The organism is Streptomyces sp. CG4 (assembly GCF_041080655.1).
Classification (GTDB): domain Bacteria; phylum Actinomycetota; class Actinomycetes; order Streptomycetales; family Streptomycetaceae; genus Streptomyces.
Map to the genome: position 1 here is coordinate 7,814,648 of NZ_CP163525.1, position 18,644 is coordinate 7,833,291.

The 18,644-nt window shown below is 71.2% G+C and carries 17 protein-coding genes; 13 read left to right on the forward strand and 4 right to left on the reverse strand.

The window, feature by feature from the left end; all coding sequences use genetic code 11:
* The first annotated feature begins 7 nt into the window (after positions 1-7).
* The 4 genes from hisG (at position 8) to AB5L52_RS35785 (ending at position 3,951) form a co-directional block, all read left to right on the forward strand.
* On the forward strand, positions 8-856 hold the full coding sequence (gene hisG, locus AB5L52_RS35770) for an ATP phosphoribosyltransferase (RefSeq protein WP_351028306.1): 849 nt from the start codon (positions 8-10) through the stop codon (positions 854-856).
* Positions 857-870: 14 nt separating this feature from the next.
* Positions 871-1,326, forward strand: coding sequence for a PH domain-containing protein (locus AB5L52_RS35775; RefSeq protein ID WP_351028304.1), 456 nt, complete (start codon positions 871-873; stop codon positions 1,324-1,326).
* 202 nt (positions 1,327-1,528) lie between these two features.
* Positions 1,529-2,863 carry a hemolysin family protein gene (locus AB5L52_RS35780; protein WP_351028301.1) on the forward strand — a complete coding sequence of 445 codons (1,335 nt, stop codon included), beginning with the start codon at positions 1,529-1,531 and terminating at the stop codon, positions 2,861-2,863.
* The gene (locus tag AB5L52_RS35785) at positions 2,860-3,951 is read left to right on the forward strand and encodes a hemolysin family protein (RefSeq protein WP_369367673.1); all 1,092 of its coding nucleotides are present in this window, start codon (positions 2,860-2,862) and stop codon (positions 3,949-3,951) included. Before AB5L52_RS35780 ends, AB5L52_RS35785 begins: the two co-directional genes overlap by 4 nt.
* 75 nt (positions 3,952-4,026) lie before the next feature.
* Here AB5L52_RS35785 and AB5L52_RS35790 read toward each other — a convergent pair whose 3' ends face one another.
* Both AB5L52_RS35790 and AB5L52_RS35795 read right to left on the reverse strand, forming a co-directional pair.
* On the reverse strand, positions 4,027-5,889 hold the full coding sequence (locus AB5L52_RS35790) for an AAA family ATPase (RefSeq protein ID WP_369367674.1): 1,863 nt from the start codon (positions 5,887-5,889) through the stop codon (positions 4,027-4,029).
* Positions 5,890-6,316: 427 nt separating this feature from the next.
* Positions 6,317-7,000, reverse strand: a complete 684-nt coding sequence (locus AB5L52_RS35795) for a uridine kinase (protein ID WP_369369020.1) — start codon at positions 6,998-7,000, stop codon at positions 6,317-6,319.
* 197 nt (positions 7,001-7,197) lie between these two features.
* Between AB5L52_RS35795 and AB5L52_RS35800 the strand changes: the two genes are divergently transcribed.
* From AB5L52_RS35800 to AB5L52_RS35820, 5 genes are all read left to right on the forward strand, one after another.
* Entirely contained in the window at positions 7,198-8,154 is a 957-nt protein-coding gene (locus tag AB5L52_RS35800; RefSeq protein WP_351028292.1) for a hypothetical protein, read from the forward strand.
* A gap of 60 nt (positions 8,155-8,214) precedes the next feature.
* Positions 8,215-9,744, forward strand: coding sequence for an amino acid permease (locus AB5L52_RS35805; RefSeq protein WP_369367675.1), 1,530 nt, complete (start codon positions 8,215-8,217; stop codon positions 9,742-9,744).
* Between the two features lie 303 nt (positions 9,745-10,047).
* On the forward strand, positions 10,048-11,418 hold the full coding sequence (locus AB5L52_RS35810; RefSeq protein ID WP_369367676.1) for a peptidase C39 family protein: 1,371 nt from the start codon (positions 10,048-10,050) through the stop codon (positions 11,416-11,418).
* A 140-nt stretch (positions 11,419-11,558) separates the two neighbouring features.
* On the forward strand, positions 11,559-11,699 hold the full coding sequence (locus AB5L52_RS35815) for an SCO1431 family membrane protein (protein ID WP_023552163.1): 141 nt from the start codon (positions 11,559-11,561) through the stop codon (positions 11,697-11,699).
* 75 nt (positions 11,700-11,774) lie between these two features.
* On the forward strand, positions 11,775-12,434 hold the full coding sequence (locus AB5L52_RS35820; protein WP_369367677.1) for a TetR/AcrR family transcriptional regulator: 660 nt from the start codon (positions 11,775-11,777) through the stop codon (positions 12,432-12,434).
* Positions 12,435-12,489: 55 nt separating this feature from the next.
* On the opposite strand, the gene AB5L52_RS35825 is transcribed toward AB5L52_RS35820, so the two are convergent.
* Positions 12,490-13,464 (reverse strand): glycoside hydrolase family 18 protein, encoded by a 975-nt coding sequence (locus AB5L52_RS35825; RefSeq protein WP_369367678.1) that lies wholly within the window; start codon positions 13,462-13,464, stop codon positions 12,490-12,492.
* A 284-nt stretch (positions 13,465-13,748) separates the two neighbouring features.
* Here AB5L52_RS35825 and AB5L52_RS35830 point away from each other — a divergent pair, with 284 nt between their 5' ends.
* The 3 genes from AB5L52_RS35830 to AB5L52_RS35840 all read left to right on the forward strand — a co-directional run bounded on the left by AB5L52_RS35830 (position 13,749) and on the right by AB5L52_RS35840 (position 17,473).
* Positions 13,749-14,921, forward strand: a complete 1,173-nt coding sequence (locus tag AB5L52_RS35830; RefSeq protein ID WP_351028280.1) for an acyl-CoA dehydrogenase family protein — start codon at positions 13,749-13,751, stop codon at positions 14,919-14,921.
* A 342-nt stretch (positions 14,922-15,263) separates the two neighbouring features.
* The gene (locus tag AB5L52_RS35835) at positions 15,264-16,364 is read left to right on the forward strand and encodes a hypothetical protein (RefSeq protein ID WP_369367679.1); all 1,101 of its coding nucleotides are present in this window, start codon (positions 15,264-15,266) and stop codon (positions 16,362-16,364) included.
* A gap of 14 nt (positions 16,365-16,378) precedes the next feature.
* Entirely contained in the window at positions 16,379-17,473 is a 1,095-nt protein-coding gene (locus tag AB5L52_RS35840; RefSeq protein ID WP_369367680.1) for a phosphotransferase family protein, read from the forward strand.
* A 22-nt stretch (positions 17,474-17,495) separates the two neighbouring features.
* Here AB5L52_RS35840 and AB5L52_RS35845 read toward each other — a convergent pair whose 3' ends face one another.
* Positions 17,496-17,930 carry a hypothetical protein gene (locus AB5L52_RS35845; RefSeq protein ID WP_369367681.1) on the reverse strand — a complete coding sequence of 145 codons (435 nt, stop codon included), beginning with the start codon at positions 17,928-17,930 and terminating at the stop codon, positions 17,496-17,498.
* 244 nt (positions 17,931-18,174) lie between these two features.
* Between AB5L52_RS35845 and AB5L52_RS35850 the strand changes: the two genes are divergently transcribed.
* Positions 18,175-18,615: an Lrp/AsnC family transcriptional regulator gene (locus AB5L52_RS35850; RefSeq protein WP_043498889.1), complete on the forward strand. Its 441-nt coding sequence runs from the start codon at positions 18,175-18,177 to the stop codon at positions 18,613-18,615.
* The last annotated feature ends 29 nt before the right edge of the window (positions 18,616-18,644 follow it).

An 18,644-nucleotide genomic window follows, 5' to 3' on the forward strand; every position in this document is an offset into this window, starting at 1 on the left:
CGACCTCATGCTGCGCATCGCCGTCCCCAACAAGGGTTCACTCTCCGGCCCTGCGGCGGAGATGCTGCATGAGGCCGGCTACCAGCAGCGCCGCGAGTCCAAGGAGCTGCGGATCGTCGACCCGGAGAACCAGGTCGAGTTCTTCTACCTCCGCCCCCGCGACATCGCGATCTACGTCTCCTCCGGCCGGCTCGACATCGGCGTCACCGGCCGTGACCTGCTGATCGACTCCGGCGCCGACGCCGAGGAGATCCTGCCGCTCGGCTTCGCCCGCTCCACGTTCCGGTTCGCCGCCAAGCCGGGCACCGCGAACGGCATCCACGACCTCAAGGGCAAGACGGTCGCCACCTCCTACGAGGGCATCGTCCAGCAGCACCTCGCGGAGAGCGGCATCGACGCCTCCGTCGTCCACCTGGACGGCGCCGTGGAGACCGCGATCGAGCTCGGTGTCGCCGAGGTGATCGCCGACGTCGTCGAGACCGGCACCAGCCTGCGCAACGCCGGCCTGGAGGTCTTCGGCGAGCCGATCATGAAGTCCGAGGCGGTCGTCATCCGCCGCACCGGCGCCGACACCGAGGAACCGAAGGTCGAGCAGTTCCTGCGCCGTCTCCAGGGCGTCCTGGTCGCACGGACGTACGTCATGATGGACTACGACTGCCGCGTCGAGCAGCTGGAGAAGGCCGTCGCACTCACCCCCGGCCTGGAGTCCCCGACCGTCTCCCCGCTGCACAACGAAGGCTGGGTCGCGGTCCGCGCCATGGTCCCCGCCAAGGAGGCGCAGCGGATCATGGACGACCTGTACGCCATCGGCGCCCGCGCCATCCTCACCACGGCCATCCACGCCTGCCGCCTGTAAGGGACACGCACGAGATGTCCGACACGCCCTCGCTGCCCGTCACCTTCCGGCCGGGACACACCCGGGCCATCCTGCTCACCGCCGGTGTGGCGATCTTCCTGACGATCTCCGGGATCGCACTGCTGCTGGAGCACCTCGGTCCGGGGGAGCGGGCGAGCTTCGTCGTCACCGGGGCGCTGATCTTCTGGGTGCTGGCCCGGCTGGCCCGGGTGAAGGTCGTCGCCGACGAGTCCGGCGTGACCGTGGTGAACATCGCCGGCGAACGGCGCCTGGACTGGGCGGAGATCCTCCAGGTGAACCTCCGTCCGGGCGATCCCTGGGTGTTCCTCAACCTCAGCGACGGCACCAGCCTGCCCGCGCTCGGCATCCAGCCGGGCCTCGCCAAGCAGCGCGCCATCGCCGACGCGCAGGCCCTGCGGGCCCTCGCCGAGGCCCGCTCCCCGGCCCACCCGACGGAAGATCAGGGCTGACTGGGGGTGCCGCCCCTGCCCGAGTGGCCCGTGTCTTGATTAATCTGGTGGCGGAGGCCCTTTCGCTGCGCCTCCGCCCCTTGACGCCACCCGGTGCCCAGGGGTTCCTGCTACCCGAGGAGTGACTCCCTCCAGCGATGGACGGATCGTCCTGTAGTACCTGCGCCGCCCCGACCCGACATACCGGGAAGGCGGTGGCAGCGTGACCATCCCCCTGCTGCTCCTCGGAGCGGCTTTCCTGCTGATCCTCGCCAACGGCTTCTTCGTGGCGGCCGAGTTCGGCCTGGTGACGGTCGAGTCGACGGACGCCGAGCAGGCCGCCGCCGACGGCGACCGCCGGGCCCGCCGGGTCGCCGAGTCGCTCAAGGAGCTGTCCTTCCAGCTCTCCGGCACCCAGCTCGGCATCACGATCACCTCCCTCGTCGTCGGCATGCTCGCCGAACCGGCGCTGGCCCGGCTGCTGCGCGGCCCGTTCGCCGCGCTCGGCATCCCCGGCGGAGCCGTCTCCGGCATAGCCGTGGTCGTCGGCATGCTGCTGGCCTCCGCCGTCCAGATGGTGGTCGGCGAGCTCGTGCCCAAGAACTGGGCGGTGTCCAAGCCGCTGCAGGTCGCCCGGTTCGTGGCCGGCCCGCAGCACCACTTCTCCCGGCTGTTCCGCCCGGTGATCGCCGCGCTCAACACGGTCGCCAACCGGCTGGTGCGCGCGCTCGGCGTGGAGCCGGCCGAGGAACTGGCCTCCGCCCGCACCCCCGGCGAACTGGTGTCCCTCGCCCGGCACTCCGCCCAGGCGGGCGCCCTGGAGCAGGACACGGCCGACCTGTTCGTACGCACCCTGTCCCTGGGCGAGCTGACCGCCCAGCACGTCATGACCCCGCGGGTGAAGGTCAGTGCCCTGCAGGACTCGGCCACCGCCGAGGACGTCGTCAACCTCACCCGGGCCACCGGCCTGTCCCGCTTCCCCGTCTACCGGGAGAAGATCGACGAGATCGTCGGCATGGCCCACCTCAAGGACGCCCTCGCCGTCCCGGTGCGCGACCGGCTGCGCACGCCGGTGAGCCGCATCGCCCGCAAGGCGCTGCTGGTCCCCGAGACCCTGCCGGTCCAGCCCCTGCTCGCCCGGCTCCGCTCCGAGCAGCCCATCGCCGTCGTCGTCGACGAGTACGGCGGCACGGCGGGCGTGGTCACCCTGGAGGACATCGTCGAGGAACTCGTCGGCGAGGTCCGCGACGAGCACGACGCCACGGACGTGCCCGAGCTGGCCGCCGCCCCGCCCGAGGACGGCAGGCCCGCCTGGGACGTCGACGGAAGCTGCCGCGTCGACATCCTCCAGCGCATAGGCCTCGACGTGCCCGAGGGGCCGTACGAGACGGTCGCCGGGCTCGTCGCCGACGTGCTCGGCCGCATCCCGGCCCCCGGTGACCGGGCCGAACTGCCCGGCTGGCGGCTCTCGGTCCGCCAGGTCGGTCACTACCGCGCCGAACGGGTCCGCCTGGTCAGGACGGCCCCGGCGGCCAACGTGATGGAGGCCGCCCGATGAGCGTCCTCCAACTGGCCTTCGCCGCGCTGCTCGTGCTCGCCAACGGCTTCTTCGTCGGCGCCGAGTTCGCGCTCGTCTCCGTCCGCCGCAGCCAGATCGAACCGCTGGGGACGGCGCGGGCACGCCAGGTCCTCTACGGCCTGCAGCGGCTGCCCCAGATGATGGCCGCGGCCCAGTTCGGCATCACCGTGTGCTCCCTGACGCTCGGCGCGGTCGCCGAGCCGACGGTGGCGCGTCTGCTGGAGCCGGTGTTCGAGGCGGTCCACCTGCCGGACGGCATGGTGCACCCGCTGGGCTATGTCATCGCCCTGGCCGCGGTGGTCTTCTTCCACCTGGTCATCGGCGAGATGGTGCCGAAGAACCTCGCCATGGCGGCTCCCGAGAAGGCGGCGGTGTGGCTCGGTCCGGGTCTGGTGGCCTTCGCCCGCCTGTGCAAGCCGATCACGGTGGCCCTCGGCGCCTGCGCCCAGGCCATCCTGCGCCTGTTCCGGGTCGAGCCGAAGGACGAGGTGGAGGCGGTCGTCACCACCGAGCAGCTCAACCGCCTGCTGGAGGACTCCGGCCAGGCGGGCCTGCTCGACCCCGAGGAGCGGGAACGCCTGGAGGACGCCCTGGAGCTGGGCTCCCGCCCGGTGACGGACGTCCTGCTGCGCCGCGAGTCGCTGGTCACGGTCACACCGGCGGTCACCCCGGGAGAGATCGTCGCGCTGACGGCCCGCACGGGGTACTCCCGCTTCCCGGTCTCCGCGACGGACCAGGGCCCCTTCATGGGATACGTCCACGTCAAGGACGTCCTGGACCTGGAGGAGTCCGACCGGGCAGTGCCGCAGCACGTGTGGCGCCCGATGACGACCCTGCGGGCCGAGCTGCCCCTCGACGACGCGCTGACCGTCATGCGCCGAGCGGCCACGCATCTCGCCCAGGTCGCGGGTGCCTCCGGCAAGGTGCTGGGCCTGGTCGCCCTGGAGGACGTCCTGGAGACGCTGGTGGGCGAGGTCCGCGACCCGGCCCACCGGGCGACGGCGGACGTGATGCCGGCAGAGCAGCCGAGGGTGAGCGGCGAGCCGGAGGAGGCGCTGGCCACCTAGACCGTCGTCGCCCGCGGGTGCGTGGGGGCTGGTCGCGCAGTTCCCCACGCCCCCGGGGAGCTGCCGTCACTGCGCCTACATGGCCGACGGATCCTGCGGCCCCCGCCCCGACAGCACCTCCCCGTACGCCTGCATCAGATCCGGCAGCCGCAGCGTCGCCAGGTCCTCCCGCGACAGGGAGCCCAGATACGAGGACAGGCGCAGATCCCGATACGCGCAGCTCTTCTCGTACAGGGTCCGCAAGAAGCGGCCGTTGCCCAACTCGTCGATCCACCCCTGCTCGACCACATGCCCGGCGATCGAGCGCAGCTCCTCCTGGGCCTCCTCGTCCCACACGTCCCCGTTCTCCGCGGCCAGCACCTTCCCGATCTCGGTGAGTTCCTGCGGCCGGTAGGAGGGGAAGTCGACACGGGTCGTGAACCGGGAGGAGAGGCCGGGGTTGGCGGCGAGCAGCCGGTCCATGCCCTCCGGGTAGCCGGCCAGGATCACCACCAGATGGTCCCGGTTGTCCTCGGCCCGCTTCAGCAGCACCTGCAGCGCCTCGTCCCCGTATGCGTCCCCCTTGCCGTACCCGGAGTTGGACAGCGAGTACGCCTCGTCCACGAACAGCACCCCGCCGATCGCGGAGTCGATCAGCTCATTGGCCTTCACGGCCGTCTGCCCGAGATACTCGCCGACCAGATCGGCCCGCTGGGCCTCCACCAGGTGGTCCCCGCCGAGCAGGCCCAGCGCGTAGAAGACCCGGCCGAGGATCCGGGCCACCGTGGTCTTCCCCGTCCCCGACGGCCCCGAGAAGACGAAGTGCCGTTTCGGCGGCTGCACCGGCAGCCCCTGCCCGGCCCGCAACCGAGCCATGTTCAACTGCGCGGACAACGCCTTGACCTGGCGTTTGACCGGCTCCAGCCCCACCATGCGCTCCAGCTCGGCGAGCGCCTCCTCTAGCAGAGCGGGATCGGTCGGCCCGGCCGGGATCGGGGAGGAGCTGACCCCGGTCTTCCTGCGCACCGCCGGGTCCGGCACCGACGGCAGCGGTCCGGTCGGCAGATCCGGCTCCGGCAGCCGCAGATCGCGGCCCTCGGCGCCGAAGAGCGGATCGAAGCCGTCCGGACCGTCCACGCTGTCCTGCCCGGCACCGATCAGGGTGATCGCGGCGAGGTCGGCGGCGTCGTCGTACCCGTCGCCCTCGGCGATCGCCGCCAGCCGGGCGGAGGTGTCCATGAAGGCGGGGTCGACGCGGTGCACGGCCCGGTACAGGGGGAGTGCGGCCGCCGAGCGCCCCGTGCCCTCGTGCGCCCGCGCCAGCCAGTAGCGCAGCTCCTTGCGCTGCGGCTGCTCGCTGCGGCAGCGCATCAGCGCCGCCGAGAGCAGCGGCTCGGCCTGGCCGTACATCTCCAGCCGGACTCGGGCCATGCCGCCGAACAGACCCGCCTCGATGCCGAGCATGGCGTCGTCCAGGAGGGGGTCGGTGTGCCGTACCAACTGCTCCCAGTCCTTGACCAGATAGGCGCGGCAGGCGTGCAGGAAGCGGACCTGGGGGTCGGTGTCCACGGGCGGGAGCCCGGCCAGGGCCCGGTCCAGCTCCGGAACGTGCCGTCCGTCCAGCCAGTGCGAGGCGTGCGCCAGTAACAGATCACGCGGGCTCTCCAGCACCGGCTGCACCCACCAGCCCAGCCAGTACCAGGAGTTGAGCGTCCGGTGGTGCCGGGCGCGCTGTTCGCCGAAGCGATCGCGGTGCCGGAACATCCGGAGCAGCGAGGTCGTCGTGTCGACCCGGAGCGCATGCAGCCCGAGCCAGCCGTCCGCCATCCCCGGGTCCATCCGCACCGCGGTGCGGAACTCCTCCTCCGCCTGCGGATAGGCGCCCATCGTGTAGGCGTCCACCCCCCGCAGCCAGGCGAGGTCGGCCGGGGCCTCGGGGCCCTGCGTGCCGAAGTCCATCCCGTCCCCCCACAGACCGTGCCCCCGTGGTTCACCACCGGGCGATCGCCCGGCTGCCGCCGCGGTCGAACCGCCGTGCCACGGACCGGAGTTACCGGCGCGAGGCATTCTCGAAGGTCGCACCGAGGGCATCGTACCCGCGGGACGACCGCGTGCCGAAGGGTGCCGCACAGGCCGTTTGACGAGGTGGGAGCAGACGGGGCGCACACCGCTTGGTTACCCAGGGTGAGCGGATCGGTGCAAGGGGCGCCCGGAAAAGTGCGCGCAGGGCAGAACGAAGCCCCCGATCACGGGGGAACAACCGGGGGCTTCGCGTCTCTGGGCGGCTTCGCATCACCGCACATTGAGAACGTAAGACCTGTACGGCCCCCGGGTCAAGCCGAGTTGGGGCTCTGGGAGAAGTTCCCTCACATGGGCCTTCACAACTTCACCACAACGCGGATGGTCCATCACTCTGGGTCACGCTTTGGTCCGACCCAGGAGTCGACCCTGGCCCCGGAAGCACCTCGTACCCCCTCGGCGTCTGCAGCACCAGGAGATCGGCATGGGGGCGCGAGGGGTCCGAGGCGAAGTGTGCGTGCTCCGCCGCGACCCAGCCGTCCCAGAACTCCCGCTGCTCCGTCCCGTCCCGCCGCCGGCCACGCGCCCAGGACTCCTCCCGCGGCACCTCCATCCACAGCAGCAGGGCCAGATGCGGCCGCAGCGCCCGGCGGCCGGCGCCGACCCCCTCGACGAGGACCACGGGTGCGGCCGGCAGCGGGCGAGAGGCGCCGAACCTGCGGGCATGCCAGTCGTACGGCGTGTAGAGCGCGCTCTCGCCGCGCGCGAGCGGATGGATCACCTGGGTCATGACCCGGTCGGTCCACGCGAAGAGCTGCTCGTGGCTGGCGATGTCGTCGAGGTGCAGCATCGGTGCCCCGCCGAGAGCCGCGGCCAGGTGCCCGGCGAAGGTGGACTTTCCCGAGCCGGCGTGCCCGTCGACGCCGATCAGCCGGACCGGCCCGAGGGAGGGGGGAAGCCCGCGCAGCCGGGCGGCGAGGTCGCGAATGGTGGGGCCCCAGGTGTGGGTCGATCCGGTCGGTTTTCCGGAAACAGTGTAGTAGCGGCCCATAACGGCACAGCCGGGCAGGCTGTCGGACCGCAAAGGTCGCGGCTTGAATCATCGGCTGGCGGCCAGTCAATCGCCGGCATAAACATTCGCGAATCCACTGACCGATATGTCGAATTCGGCGTTCCGGGGCCGCCCGTCGCTGAGTAGGGTGCCTGCAGCGCAACTGCTGTGCATCGTACGGGGACTGGCAGGGGGACATGGCCGCGGAGTTATTCGAAGGGCACTATGTGTGGCATCCGGCGGCCGACGACCGTGTCCTGGCAAGCGTATGCGTCGATGTGCGCGCCGGACGTTATCGATACGCGCACGAGGCGCTCGCCGAGACGCGTTCTGACTTCGCGCTGCGCGCCCATCGCTCGCTGGTCCTCGCCTCCGAGGCGGCCGGCACCGATCTCGTCGAACGCTGGCTCGCCGAGGAGCCGACGCCCGAAGCGGCGCTGATGTGGGCCCGGGTCGCAGTGCAGCGCGCCCTGCGGGCCGCCGACGCGCGCGACGAACGCGCCGAGGCGCTGGAGCGGATCGCGCTGACCGCCTGCGACCGGGCCGCCGCCCTGGCCCCCGAGGACCCCACGCCCTGGGTCGCCAAGCTCGCCATGGCCCGGCTGCACCGGCTGCGCGATCCGGCCCCGCACGGTCTGCTCACCGCCCCGCCCGGCCCCTGGCGGCTGTTCTCGCACATCCTGTCGCTGGACCCATGGCACCGCGAGGGCCACCACCGCTTCCTGTCGTGCTTCTTCACGCGGTACGGCGGCTCCGTCAACGCGGCCTGGGACGTGGCCGCCTTCCTCAGCCAGCGGGCGCCCGCCGACTCCGTCGTCCGGCTGCTGCCCCTGGTGGCCCTGGTGGAGAGCTACAACCCCACCCAGTTGCTCGCCGACCGGGTCTGGGAACAGCCGCAGTGGCGCTCCACCGCGCTGGCGATCTACCAGAACTGGCTCCCCGCGGTGGCCGGTTACCGCTTCACGCCGGTGCTCGACCTGGCCTACCTCGCGCATGCGCTGGTCATGGGACAGCGCGAGTTCGAGGCCCGGGCGGTGTTCATGGCGATGGGCCCGTACGCCTCGCGCATGCCCTGGAGCGCCTTCGGCGACCCCGTCGAGCAGCTCTCCAGGGCCCGGCGCGCCTGCGGCCTGCCCGTCCCGCGCCCCGACTGACCGCTGTTCGTCCCTTTTTTCCACCCCCCACGAGAGAAAGGCCGGTCTGTGTCGGAACGGATGTCGAATCCACGGGCGACAGCCCGCGGAGCAGAAGACGCGGTCGTGCTCGACGACGATGCGACCCTGCATGCGATGGGTTATCCGCGGAAACTCACCCGGCGCTTCCAGGCGTTCGACAATTTCGCGATCTCCTTCACCATCATCAATATCCTCTCGGGCATTTTCTCGTCCTTCGGATTCGGTATGAACGCGGGCGGCCCCCGCATTCTCGTGTTCGGCTGGATCGGTGTCTGCGTCATGGTGCTGCTCATCGGCGCGGCCATGGCGGAAGTCGCCTCGGCGTATCCGACGAGCGGTGCTCTCTATTTCTCCGCCGGTAAACTCGCAAAGCGGCACAAGGGCGCCTGGTCCTGGTTCACGGGCTGGCTGAACTTCGTCGGGCAGATCGGCGGCACCGCCGCCACCGGGTATGCGGCCGCCACCTTCATCCAGGCCTTCATGCACCTGCAGTGGCCCTCCTACCAGGCGACCACGCACCAGACGGTGCTGATCACGGCCCTGATCATCGTCGTGCAGGGCCTCGCCAACACCTACACCGTCCAGCTTGTCGCCCTGCTGAACCGTATTTCCGTGTGGTGGCTGCTGATCGGACTCGTCGTGATCGTGGGCACACTCATAGTGATGCCCGAACACCATCAGCCGGCGTCGTTCGTGACCCATTTCGAGAACAACACCGGCTTCACGAACGGGCTTTACGGCGGCATGCTCGGCCTGCTCGTCACGAGCTGGACGTTCACCGGGTTCGACGGCAGCTTCCACATGTCCGAGGAAACGGTCCACGCGACGGTCAACGCCCCCAAGGGCATCATGCGTGCCATCGGCTATTCGGCGATCACCGGGCTGATCCTGATGCTGGCATTGGTCTACAGCATTGGCGACTACGCCAAGGTGGCCGGTTCGGACGCGCCGCCGGTGCAGATTCTCATCGACGGCCTCGGTCTCGGCACCGCGAAGGTGATGCTGCTCATCGTCATCGGCGCGATGCTCTTCTGCGGTCTCGCCAACCTCACCAGCAACACCCGGCAGATCTTCGCGTTCTCCCGGGACGGCGCCATGCCCGGCTCCCGCTGGTGGCACTCGGTCTCGCCGCGCACCCGTACGCCCGTGAAGGCGGTGTGGCTCGCGGTGGTCTGCTCGCTGGCCCTGGTCGTGCCGGGCTGGTGGTCCCACACGGCCTTCACCGCGATCGTCAGCGTCAACGTGGTCGGCCTCTTCCTCGCCTACGCCGTGCCGATCTTCCTGCGGCTGCGGCTGGGTGACGAGTTCCAGCCCGGTCCCTGGCACCTGGGTCGCTGGGGCCGGCCGGTCGGCTGGCTCGCGGTGATCTGGATCGTGCTCAGCAGTGTTCTGTTCATGCTGCCGCAGGCTTCGCCGATCACCGTCGACTCCTTCAACTACGCGCCGATCGCACTGGCCGCGGTCCTGGTCGTGGCGACCGTGTGGTGGTTCGCCACGGCCCGCCGCCGCTTCCAGGGGCCGATCAGCTATGGCCGCCCTGATGAGGTGGCGGCGATGGATCTCATCTGAGAGGGCGCGTCGTCGCCGGGTGCGGGTGCGGGTACGATGCGCGTGCACGTGCGGGTGCGTGGGGGCTGGTCGCGCCCACGCGGCGGGGCCGCACATCGATACGGCCGCGCGCCCCTTCAGGGCGCGGCGGCACCCGCACGCCGGGGCGAGGGACCCCCTGGCCGTCCTTCCAGTGGCGGAGACCAATATTCCTCGCGCCGCGAGCGCCGAAGTGCTGGCAGGGCCATGCCGCCTGCTCCATAGTTGGCGCAAAGCCGTGCCGCAGCCCGGTCCCGACCCGGACACCTGGGGGTATTCGCGCCCATGAGCAGAGCCCAGCAGCCGTCCCGCAGAACCGTCCTCGCCGTTGCCGTCGCCGCGGCGGTGGCCGGCGGAACGGCGCCCGCTGCCGCCGCCGCGCAGCGGTCCGCCACCGACGCCGGCGACCCCGCCGCCGCGCAGGCCCGCCCGATCGACTACCACGCCTGGACCACGTACCACGAGTGGCGCCTCGGCGCCGCCCAGGGGGTCCGGGCCGTCTCCGGCGCCCGTCCCGGCGTGGTGATCGGCACTCCCGCCGGCCGCAGCGACTACACCGACCCGCACACCGGCACCACCGCCACCTGGGAGTACGCCGTCTGGAGCGCCCCGGTGCACCGGCTCTCCGTCCCCGCCACGGAGGTCGTCGCCTCCTGGAACGCGCACACCCCCGCCGGCACCTGGCTCCAGGTCGAACTCCAGGGCGCGTACTCCGACGGCACCCAGACCCCCTGGTACGTGATGGGCCGCTGGGCCGCCGGTGACCAGGACATCAAGCGGACCTCGGTGGACGGCCAGGCCGACGGCAAGAGCGCCGTCTCGACCGACACCCTCGCCATCGACGACGCGAGCACCGGCCTGCGCCTGACGTCGTACCGGCTGCGCCTCACCCTCTACCGCAAGCCCGGCACCCGGCTGACCCCCACCGTGTGGCGGCTCGGCGCCATGGGCTCCGACATCCCCGACCGCTTCACCGTGGCGGCCTCCACCCCCGGCCTCGCCCAGGAACTGTCCGTCCCGCGGTACTCGCAGGAGATCCACAAGGGCCAGTACCCGGAGTACGACAACGGCGGCGAGGCCTGGTGCAGCCCCACCTCTTCGCAGATGATCGTCGAGTACTGGGGCGGCCGGCTCACCCCCGAGCAGCTCGCCTGGGTGGACCCCTCCTACGCCGACCCGCAGGTCGACAACGCCGCCCGCTTCACCTACGACTACCAGTACCAGGGCTGCGGCAACTGGCCGTTCAACGCGGCCTACGCGGCCACGTTCCAGGGGCTCCAGGGCGTGGTCACCCGGCTCGCCTCGCTCACCGACCTCGAGACGCTGATCGCGGCCGGCATCCCCGCCATAACGTCCCAGTCGTTCCTGAAGACGGAGCTGACGGGCGCCGGCTACGGGACCGCCGGCCATCTGATGACCGTGATCGGCTTCACCGCGGACGGCGATGTGATCGCCAACGACCCGGCCTCGCCGGGCGACGACGCGGTACGGCGGGTCTATCTGCGCCGGGAGTTCGAGAACATCTGGCTGCGCACCAAGCGGTACAACGCCTCCGGCAAGGTCGTCTCCGGCACCGGGGGAGTCTGCTACCTCTACTTCCCGGCCCGCCCGAGCCCGCGCCAGCGCAAGGCGCTCGCGGCGGTGGGTGTGCGCTGACCGTGTGAGCAAGCTCATCGCCGCAAAAGGCGCCGAGGGTGGCAAGGTGGACAAACGGGTGGGGCCCGCTCCGTGCACCCGGCGGACGAGGGCCCGCTCCGTGCCCGCGTTCCGTACGTCCGACCTCTGTGAGTAGCTCCATGACCGCACACCCGGCCACCGCCACCCGCGCCCGCACGGGCGGCCCTCAGGAAGACGGCCCGAAGATCCTCGAGCACGTCATGGGCTGGGTCCTCGTGGCGGTCTTCGCGATGCTCGTGACCCAGCTCGGCCTGCTCTGAGGCGATCCGCTCACGTGTGCGGCATGTTCTGACATACTGCGGATGTCCCGCCGACCGCCTGAAACAGGGTCGAAATTGAATATGCCGCATCAGCGTGCCGCGGTCCGTCCCCGGATGCGCGGTACCGAGCGCTCGGTGGCGCGTCGCGCCGAACTCATCGCCATCGGGCGGAAGTTGTTCGCCGACACGTCCTACGACGCGCTGTCCATGGACGACATCGCCCGCCAGGCGCATGTCGCCAAGGGGCTGATCTACTACTACTTCCAGTCCAAGCGCGGCTATTACCTGGCCATCGTCCAGGACTCCGTCGCCGACATGGTCGCCTGTGCCGCGAGCGGCCTGGAGCTGCCCGCCGTGGACCGGGTCCAGCGCACCATCGACGGCTATCTGCGCTACGCCGAGCACCACCAGGCCGCCTACCGCACCATCGTCAGCGGTGGCGTCGGCTTCGACGCCGAGGTGCACGCCATCCGGGAGGGTGTGCGCGAGGCGATCATCGCCACGATCGCCGAAGGGGCCTACGGCCGCAGCGACATCGGCCCGCTGGCCCGGATGAGCCTGCTGTCCTGGGTGTGCAGCGTCGAGGGCGCGACCCTGGACTGGATCGATCGCCCCGGGCTGTCCCGCGACACCATGCGTGACCTGCTGGTGAAGACGCTCGGCGGAGCCCTGCGCGCCGTCGAGGAACTGGACCCGGCCTACCCGGCGCCGCAGCCGGCCCGCCGCGACACCTGACACACAAGGGAGCGGAGGCTCGTGGTCCTCCGCTCCCGAGTCCCCCGGTCCGGGGCTAGCCGATGGCCTTGATCAGCTCACCGTTCGCGGTGTCGCCGCTCAGTTCCCAGAAGAAGGTGCCGCCGAGGTCCTGCTGGTTCTTGTACGTCATCTTCGTGGCGATGGTCGCCGGGGTGTCGCAACTCCACCAGTCGTTGCCGCACTTGGCGTAGGCCGTGCCGCCCACGGTGCCGGTCGCCGGGCACTTGGTCTTGAGCACCTTGTAGTCGTCGATGCCCTGCTCGTACGTCCCCGCCGCCGGGCCGGTGGCCGTGCCGCCGGGCGCCGCCTGGCCGACCCCGGTCCAGCCGCGGCCGTAGAAGCCGATGCCGAGCAGCAGCTTGGACGCCGGGATGCCGAGGCCCTTGAGCTTGGCGATGGTCGACGAGGTGGTGAAGTCCGCCTTGGGGATGCCCGGGTAGGAGGTCAGCGGGGAGTGCGGCGCGGTCGGGCCGCCGGCGTCCCAGGCGCCGAAGTAGTCGTAGGTCATCGGGTTGTACCAGTCGACGTACTGGGCGGTGCCCGGGTAGTCCGCCGCGTCGATCTTGCCACCGCTGGTGGCGTCCGCCGTGATCGCGGCCGTGACCAGCTTGCCGGCGCCGAACTTCTGCCGCAGTGCGGCCATGACGTTCTTGAAGGCGTCCCGGCCGCTGGTGTCACAGGTGTTGCCGCAGGCGTTCGGGTACTCCCAGTCGATGTCGATGCCGTCGAACAGCCCGCCCCACGTGGGGTCGTTCACCAGGTCGTGGCAGGACTGGGCGAAGGCGGCCGGGTTCTTCGCGGCTTCGCCGAAACCGCTGGACCAGGTCCAGCCGTCGAAGGACCACAGGATCTTCAGGCCCGGATGCTGCTTCTTCAGCTTCAGCAACTGGTTGAAGTTGCCGCGCAGCGGCTGGTCCCAGGTGTCGGCGGCGCCGTCGACGGACTCGTCGGCGGTGTAGGCGCGGTCGGAAAGGAACGCGTGCCGATTGGCATGAACGCGGTAAAGCATGGGTCATGCACGGTAGGAGGACTAGACCAGTCAGGTCAATGGTTCGGACCAATTTCGGCAGGCGGTTCCGCGCTCGGGCGGGTTCCGGCTGGATTCTTGAAGTAAGCGGTCGTTAACTGGTGACGGGAGGTCGCTGATCGGGCATACTCACAGCGCACAGCCGCTGGTCAGCCGCTTCCGAGACCCGGGAGCGGGCGCCATCGGCCATCCGGAACGATCAGGCGGAGCCGCCCCCACCCGACGGGCCAGACCGCCGGTGCCCGACCAGGGAGGAGACCGACGCCATGTCCGACCGCGACCCGCAGCCGGTGGAGCGTCAGCTGCCGACGGAGGAAGCGCGGGATCTGCTCGCACTCGTCCGTGACATCGCCCAGCGCGAGATAGCGCCGAAGGCCGCCGAGGAGGAGGACGCGGGCCGCTTCCCGCGCGAGGTCTTCACCCTGCTCTCCGAGTCCGGGCTGCTCGGCCTGCCCTACGACTCCGAGTACGGCGGCGGCGACCAGCCCTACGAGGTCTACCTCCAGGTCCTGGAGGAGCTGGCCGCGGCGCGGCTCACCGTGGGCCTCGGCGTCAGCGTGCACACGCTCGCTTCCTACGCCCTCGCCACCTACGGCACCAAGCAGCAGCAGGTCGAGCATCTGCCCGCCATGCTCGGCGGCGGTCTGCTCGGCGCGTACTGCCTCTCCGAGCCGTCCTCCGGCTCCGACGCGGCCTCCCTGCGGACGAAGGCCGTGCGTGAGGGCGACAGCTGGGTGCTGGACGGCACCAAGGCGTGGATCACGCACGGCGGCATCGCCGACTTCTACACCGTCATGGCCCGCACCGGCGAGGACGGCCCGCGCGGGATCACCGCCTTCCTGGTCCCCGGCGACGCGCCGGGCCTGAGCGGGGCGGCGCCCGAGAAGAAGATGGGCATGAAGGGCTCCCCCACGGCCCAGGTCCACTTCGACGGCGTCCGGGTCGGCGACGACCGGCGGATCGGCGAGGAGGGCCAGGGCTTCTTCATCGCCCTGTCCGCCCTCGACTCCGGGCGGCTCGGCATCGCCGCCTGCGCGATCGGCCTCGCCCAGGCCGCGCTGGACGAGGCGGTCGGCTACGCCACCCAGCGCCGCCAGTTCGGCCGGCCCATCGCCGACTTCCAGGGCCTGCGCTTCATGATCGCGGACATGGCCACCCAGATCGAGGCGGGCCGCGCGCTCTACCTCGCGGCGGCCCGGCTGCGCGACGCCGGCAAGCCGTTCGCCAAGCAGGCCGCCATGGCCAAGCTGCACTGCACCGACGCGGCCATGAAGGTCACGACGGACGCCGTGCAGATACTCGGCGGCTACGGCTACACCGCCGACTTCCCGGCCGAGCGCTATATGCGCGAGGCCAAGGTCCTGCAGATCGTCGAGGGCACCAACCAGATCCAGCGGATGGTCATCGCCCGCCACGTGGCGGGACCCGAAGCTCGCTGAACTGCCCCGTGCGGACCGTCGGCGCTGCCAGCCTGATCCACTCCGGGTCGTGGCGGCCCGGCAGGGTCCGGCCCCGGTCGGCCCAGGTCCGCATGAGCGCGAGGTAGATCGGCGGGTCCTGCGGCGCCGACGGGGGAAGCGATTCTGCGGGGCGTGGGACGAAGACGCGGCTCTGACGCCCGGTGGCCCAGTACGTGGGGGTCATACCTGGGCAACGCGGAACGGGTCGGACAGGTCACCGTCCGCCGGAATCGGGCGTCAGTTCAGCCGCATCCGGTCCGCGCTCTGGCCTCCTCCGATCGTCTGACGTACCGTCAGCCGACCATCGCTCAGGGGGTGCCCGTGGCCGACGACCGTCCCGTACCGCTCGACGAGTACCCGGTGCACCAGGTACCGCTGTCCATGAAGCACGTGGCGACCGGCGACCGCAACGCCTACGACCGCTGCATCTTCCATGTCTTCGACCACTCCGGCCGCGCCCTGCTCATCCTCGGCCTCGGCGTCTACCCCAACCTGGGTGTGATCGACGCCTACGCCACCCTGCGCACCGGCGACACCCTGCACGCCGTCCGCGCCTCGGACGCCCTGGGCGCGGACCGGATGCGGCTCGCCGTGGGTCCGCTGCGCATCGAGGTCCCGCGGCCACTCGAGGAACTGCGCCTGATCTGCGAGGACGAGCAGGTGTCGTACGACCTCACCTGGACGGCCGCCTTCCCCGCCCTCTGGGAGCCGCACCACCTGCAGCGCCGGGGCGACCGGCTCACCCTGGAGGGCCGCCGCTTCGTCCAGGCCGGCACCGCCGAGGGCGTGATCCGGGCCGCGGGGACGGAGTTCCGGGTCGCCGCGCACGACTGGACCGGCACCCGGGACCGCAGCTGGGGCGTGCGGCCGGTGCCGGGCGAGGACGGCGGGCGGCTCGCCGCCGACCACCCCACCGAGGGCTTCCACTGGATCTGGTGCCCGGTGCGCTTCGCGGACCGCTTCCTGATGGTCGTCACCCAGGAGGACGCCGACGGTTACCGCTCCCTGAACGACGCCACCCTGGTCCGCCCCGGCCGGCGCGACCGTCAACTGGGCTGGCCCCGGGCCGAGATCGACTACCGCTCCGGCACCCGCCACCCGGAACGGGCGGTCATCCATCTGGGGGACGCCCGGGGCCCGCAGAAGCTCGACGTCGAGATCCTGGCCTCCTCGCCGCTCGCGCTCGGCGCGGGCTATCCACCGGCGGACGACTGGCAGCACGGAACCTGGCGCGGCCCCGGCTGGACCGACCGCCGCACCTACGACCTGACCCTGCCGCACCCCCTGGCCGGTTACGGCGTCACCGACCACTCCGCCCGCTTCCGGCTCGACGGGCAGACCGGTCACGGCATCTTCGAACACGGCTCGTTCGGCCGGCACGACCCGAGCGGCTTCACCGGCTTCGACTCGGTCGCACCCTGAGGGAGGAGCCCGCCATGGCCACGGCACCCCGCCCCCGCACCACCACCCGCGACCCCGAGGAACTGGCTCGGCGCCTCACCGCCTGGCTCGGCACCCGGCTGCCCGGCGCCAAGGCCACCGGCGTCACCGGCCCGGCCTCCAACGGCATGTCCAGCGAGACCCTGCTGTTCGACATCGAGCACCCCGAAGCCCCGTGGCGGGCCTGCGCGTTGCGGCTGGCGGCGGACCCGGCGGCGTACACGGTGTTCCCCTCCTACGACATGGCCCGCCAGTACCGCACCCTGCGCCTGGTGGCCGAGCACACCGATGTGCCCGTGCCCCGCGTGCTGTGGCTGGAGGAGGACCCGGGCCCGCTCGGGGCGCCGTTCTTCGTCATGGAGCGGGTCGCCGGGCGCGTGCCGCCGGACGTCATGCCGTACACCTACGAGGGCAGCTGGCTGCAGGCGGCGAGCGACGCCGAGCGCGAGCACCTGGAGGTCGCGACCGTCGGACTGCTGGCCCGCCTGCACGACCAAGTGCCCTGGGCCCGGGCCGGGTTCCTCGCCCTGCCCGGTGCGGGCGACACCCTGCGCCGGCATGTCACGGCCCAACGCGCCTACTACGCCTGGGTGATCGACGGCCTGCCCCGCTCACCCCTCATCGAGGCCGCCTTCGACCGCCTGGAGCAGCTGTGGCCGAGCGAGACGGGCGAATCCGTCCTCAGCTGGGGTGACGCCCGCATCGGCAACATCGTGTACGACGGGTTCGACCCCGTCGCCGTCCTGGACTGGGAGATGGCGGCACTCGCCCCGCGCGAGGTCGACCTCGGCTGGACCGTCTATCTGCACCGCTTCTTCCACGACCTCTCGGTCGCCTCCGGACAGCGCGGACTCCCGGACTTCCTGCGCCGCGACCGCGTCGAGGCCCGCTACGCCCGCCTGACCGGCCACACCCCGCGCGACATGGACTTCCACACCCTCTACGCGGCCCTGCGGCACGCGATCGTCATGCTGCGCGTCGCCTACCGTCAGGCGCACTTCGGAGAGGTCGCCGTCCCGGCGGACCCGGACACGCTGATCCTGCACCACGACAGCCTGCGCGCCATGGTGCAGGGCACGTACTGGGATTGAGCCGGATCCGGCCGGGAGGGGCTCAGGCGGCGGCCTGGCCGCGCATCGCCGGTACGCGCATCGGGCGCGAGCCCGGGCCGCCGACGTGCGAGAAGGGCTGCGTCCGCCAGTCCAGGCCCTGGGGGAGCGTCAGCAGCAGGGCGGTGTCCTGCTCCTGCGGCTCGGCGGACTCGTCCGCGGGGCGGGCCTCGGCCGCCGAACGGCCCGTACCCGCACAGACCGTGAGCCCGAACGGGTTCCACGGCGAGGCGCACAGCGCGTGCTCCGGCAGGATCTCCTCGTCCGCCAGCAGCGCGATCGGCTGGGCGCAGTCCGGGCAGATCACCCGGTACCCCTCGAAGGTCTCGTAGGCGTCGAGTTCGTCGTCGAGGGCGTCGGTCTCGATGCCCTCCGGTTCGGGCTCGGCGGCCTGCTGCCGCTTGGACGTGGCTCGACCAGGGTGATGGACACTCTGCATGGGATTCTCCCCCTAAGGCTGGGCCGTGAAGGCGCTGCGGCCTCGACCACAGCAAGCACTTCCCGTCCGCTCTCGGCGGTAATCACGAGAACATCACGGAGCCCGTTCGAGGCGTGTGTCGTTCGTCACATGCCTCATGCAGATGCGCGGTGCGGGCCCGCTGCGGCGCTTTTTGTATCGAACCGGCCATGACCTGCGCTCTCGGCTATCCCGGAGGATCAAGCGCACTGTAGGTTTTGGCGCCATGGAGGAGCTGGACCGACAGATCGTGCAGCTGCTCGTCAAGGACGGGCGGATGAGCTACACAGACCTGGGCAAGGCCACGGGCCTGTCCACGTCGGCCGTGCACCAGCGGGTGCGCCGGCTGGAACAGCGTGGCGTCATCCGCGGCTATGCCGCGGTGGTCGACCCCGAGGCCGTCGGGCTGCCGCTCACCGCGTTCATCTCGGTGAAACCGTTCGACCCCAGCGCCCCCGACGACATCGCGGACCGGCTCGCCGGCGTCCCCGAGATCGAGGCCTGTCACAGCGTCGCCGGCGACGAGAACTACATCCTCAAGGTCCGCGTGGCCACCCCCCACGAACTGGAGGAACTCCTGGCCCGGCTGCGCGGCCTGGCAGGGGTGTCGACGCGGACGACGGTGGTCCTGTCCACACCGTACGAGGCACGGCCGCCGCGGATCTGATCACCGCGTGCGGGGGCGCCTCGCGGGCG

Bases quoted from the DNA above. Each gene is read 5' to 3' on its own strand.
- AB5L52_RS35850 (WP_043498889.1), top strand. From the start codon at position 18,175: ATGGAGGAGCTGGACCGACAGATCGTGCAGCTGCTCGTCAAGGACGGG.
- AB5L52_RS35845 (WP_369367681.1), bottom strand. From the start codon at position 17,930: ATGCAGAGTGTCCATCACCCTGGTCGAGCCACGTCCAAGCGGCAGCAG.
- AB5L52_RS35800 (WP_351028292.1), top strand. From the start codon at position 7,198: ATGGCCGCGGAGTTATTCGAAGGGCACTATGTGTGGCATCCGGCGGCC.
- AB5L52_RS35790 (WP_369367674.1), bottom strand. From the start codon at position 5,889: ATGGACTTCGGCACGCAGGGCCCCGAGGCCCCGGCCGACCTCGCCTGG.
- AB5L52_RS35840 (WP_369367680.1), top strand. From the start codon at position 16,379: ATGGCCACGGCACCCCGCCCCCGCACCACCACCCGCGACCCCGAGGAA.
- AB5L52_RS35810 (WP_369367676.1), top strand. From the start codon at position 10,048: ATGAGCAGAGCCCAGCAGCCGTCCCGCAGAACCGTCCTCGCCGTTGCC.
- AB5L52_RS35830 (WP_351028280.1), top strand. From the start codon at position 13,749: ATGTCCGACCGCGACCCGCAGCCGGTGGAGCGTCAGCTGCCGACGGAG.
- AB5L52_RS35775 (WP_351028304.1), top strand. From the start codon at position 871: ATGTCCGACACGCCCTCGCTGCCCGTCACCTTCCGGCCGGGACACACC.
- AB5L52_RS35805 (WP_369367675.1), top strand. From the start codon at position 8,215: ATGTCGAATCCACGGGCGACAGCCCGCGGAGCAGAAGACGCGGTCGTG.
- hisG (WP_351028306.1), top strand. From the start codon at position 8: ATGCTGCGCATCGCCGTCCCCAACAAGGGTTCACTCTCCGGCCCTGCG.
- AB5L52_RS35815 (WP_023552163.1), top strand. From the start codon at position 11,559: ATGACCGCACACCCGGCCACCGCCACCCGCGCCCGCACGGGCGGCCCT.
- AB5L52_RS35795 (WP_369369020.1), bottom strand. From the start codon at position 7,000: ATGGGCCGCTACTACACTGTTTCCGGAAAACCGACCGGATCGACCCAC.
- AB5L52_RS35785 (WP_369367673.1), top strand. From the start codon at position 2,860: ATGAGCGTCCTCCAACTGGCCTTCGCCGCGCTGCTCGTGCTCGCCAAC.
- AB5L52_RS35825 (WP_369367678.1), bottom strand. From the start codon at position 13,464: ATGCTTTACCGCGTTCATGCCAATCGGCACGCGTTCCTTTCCGACCGC.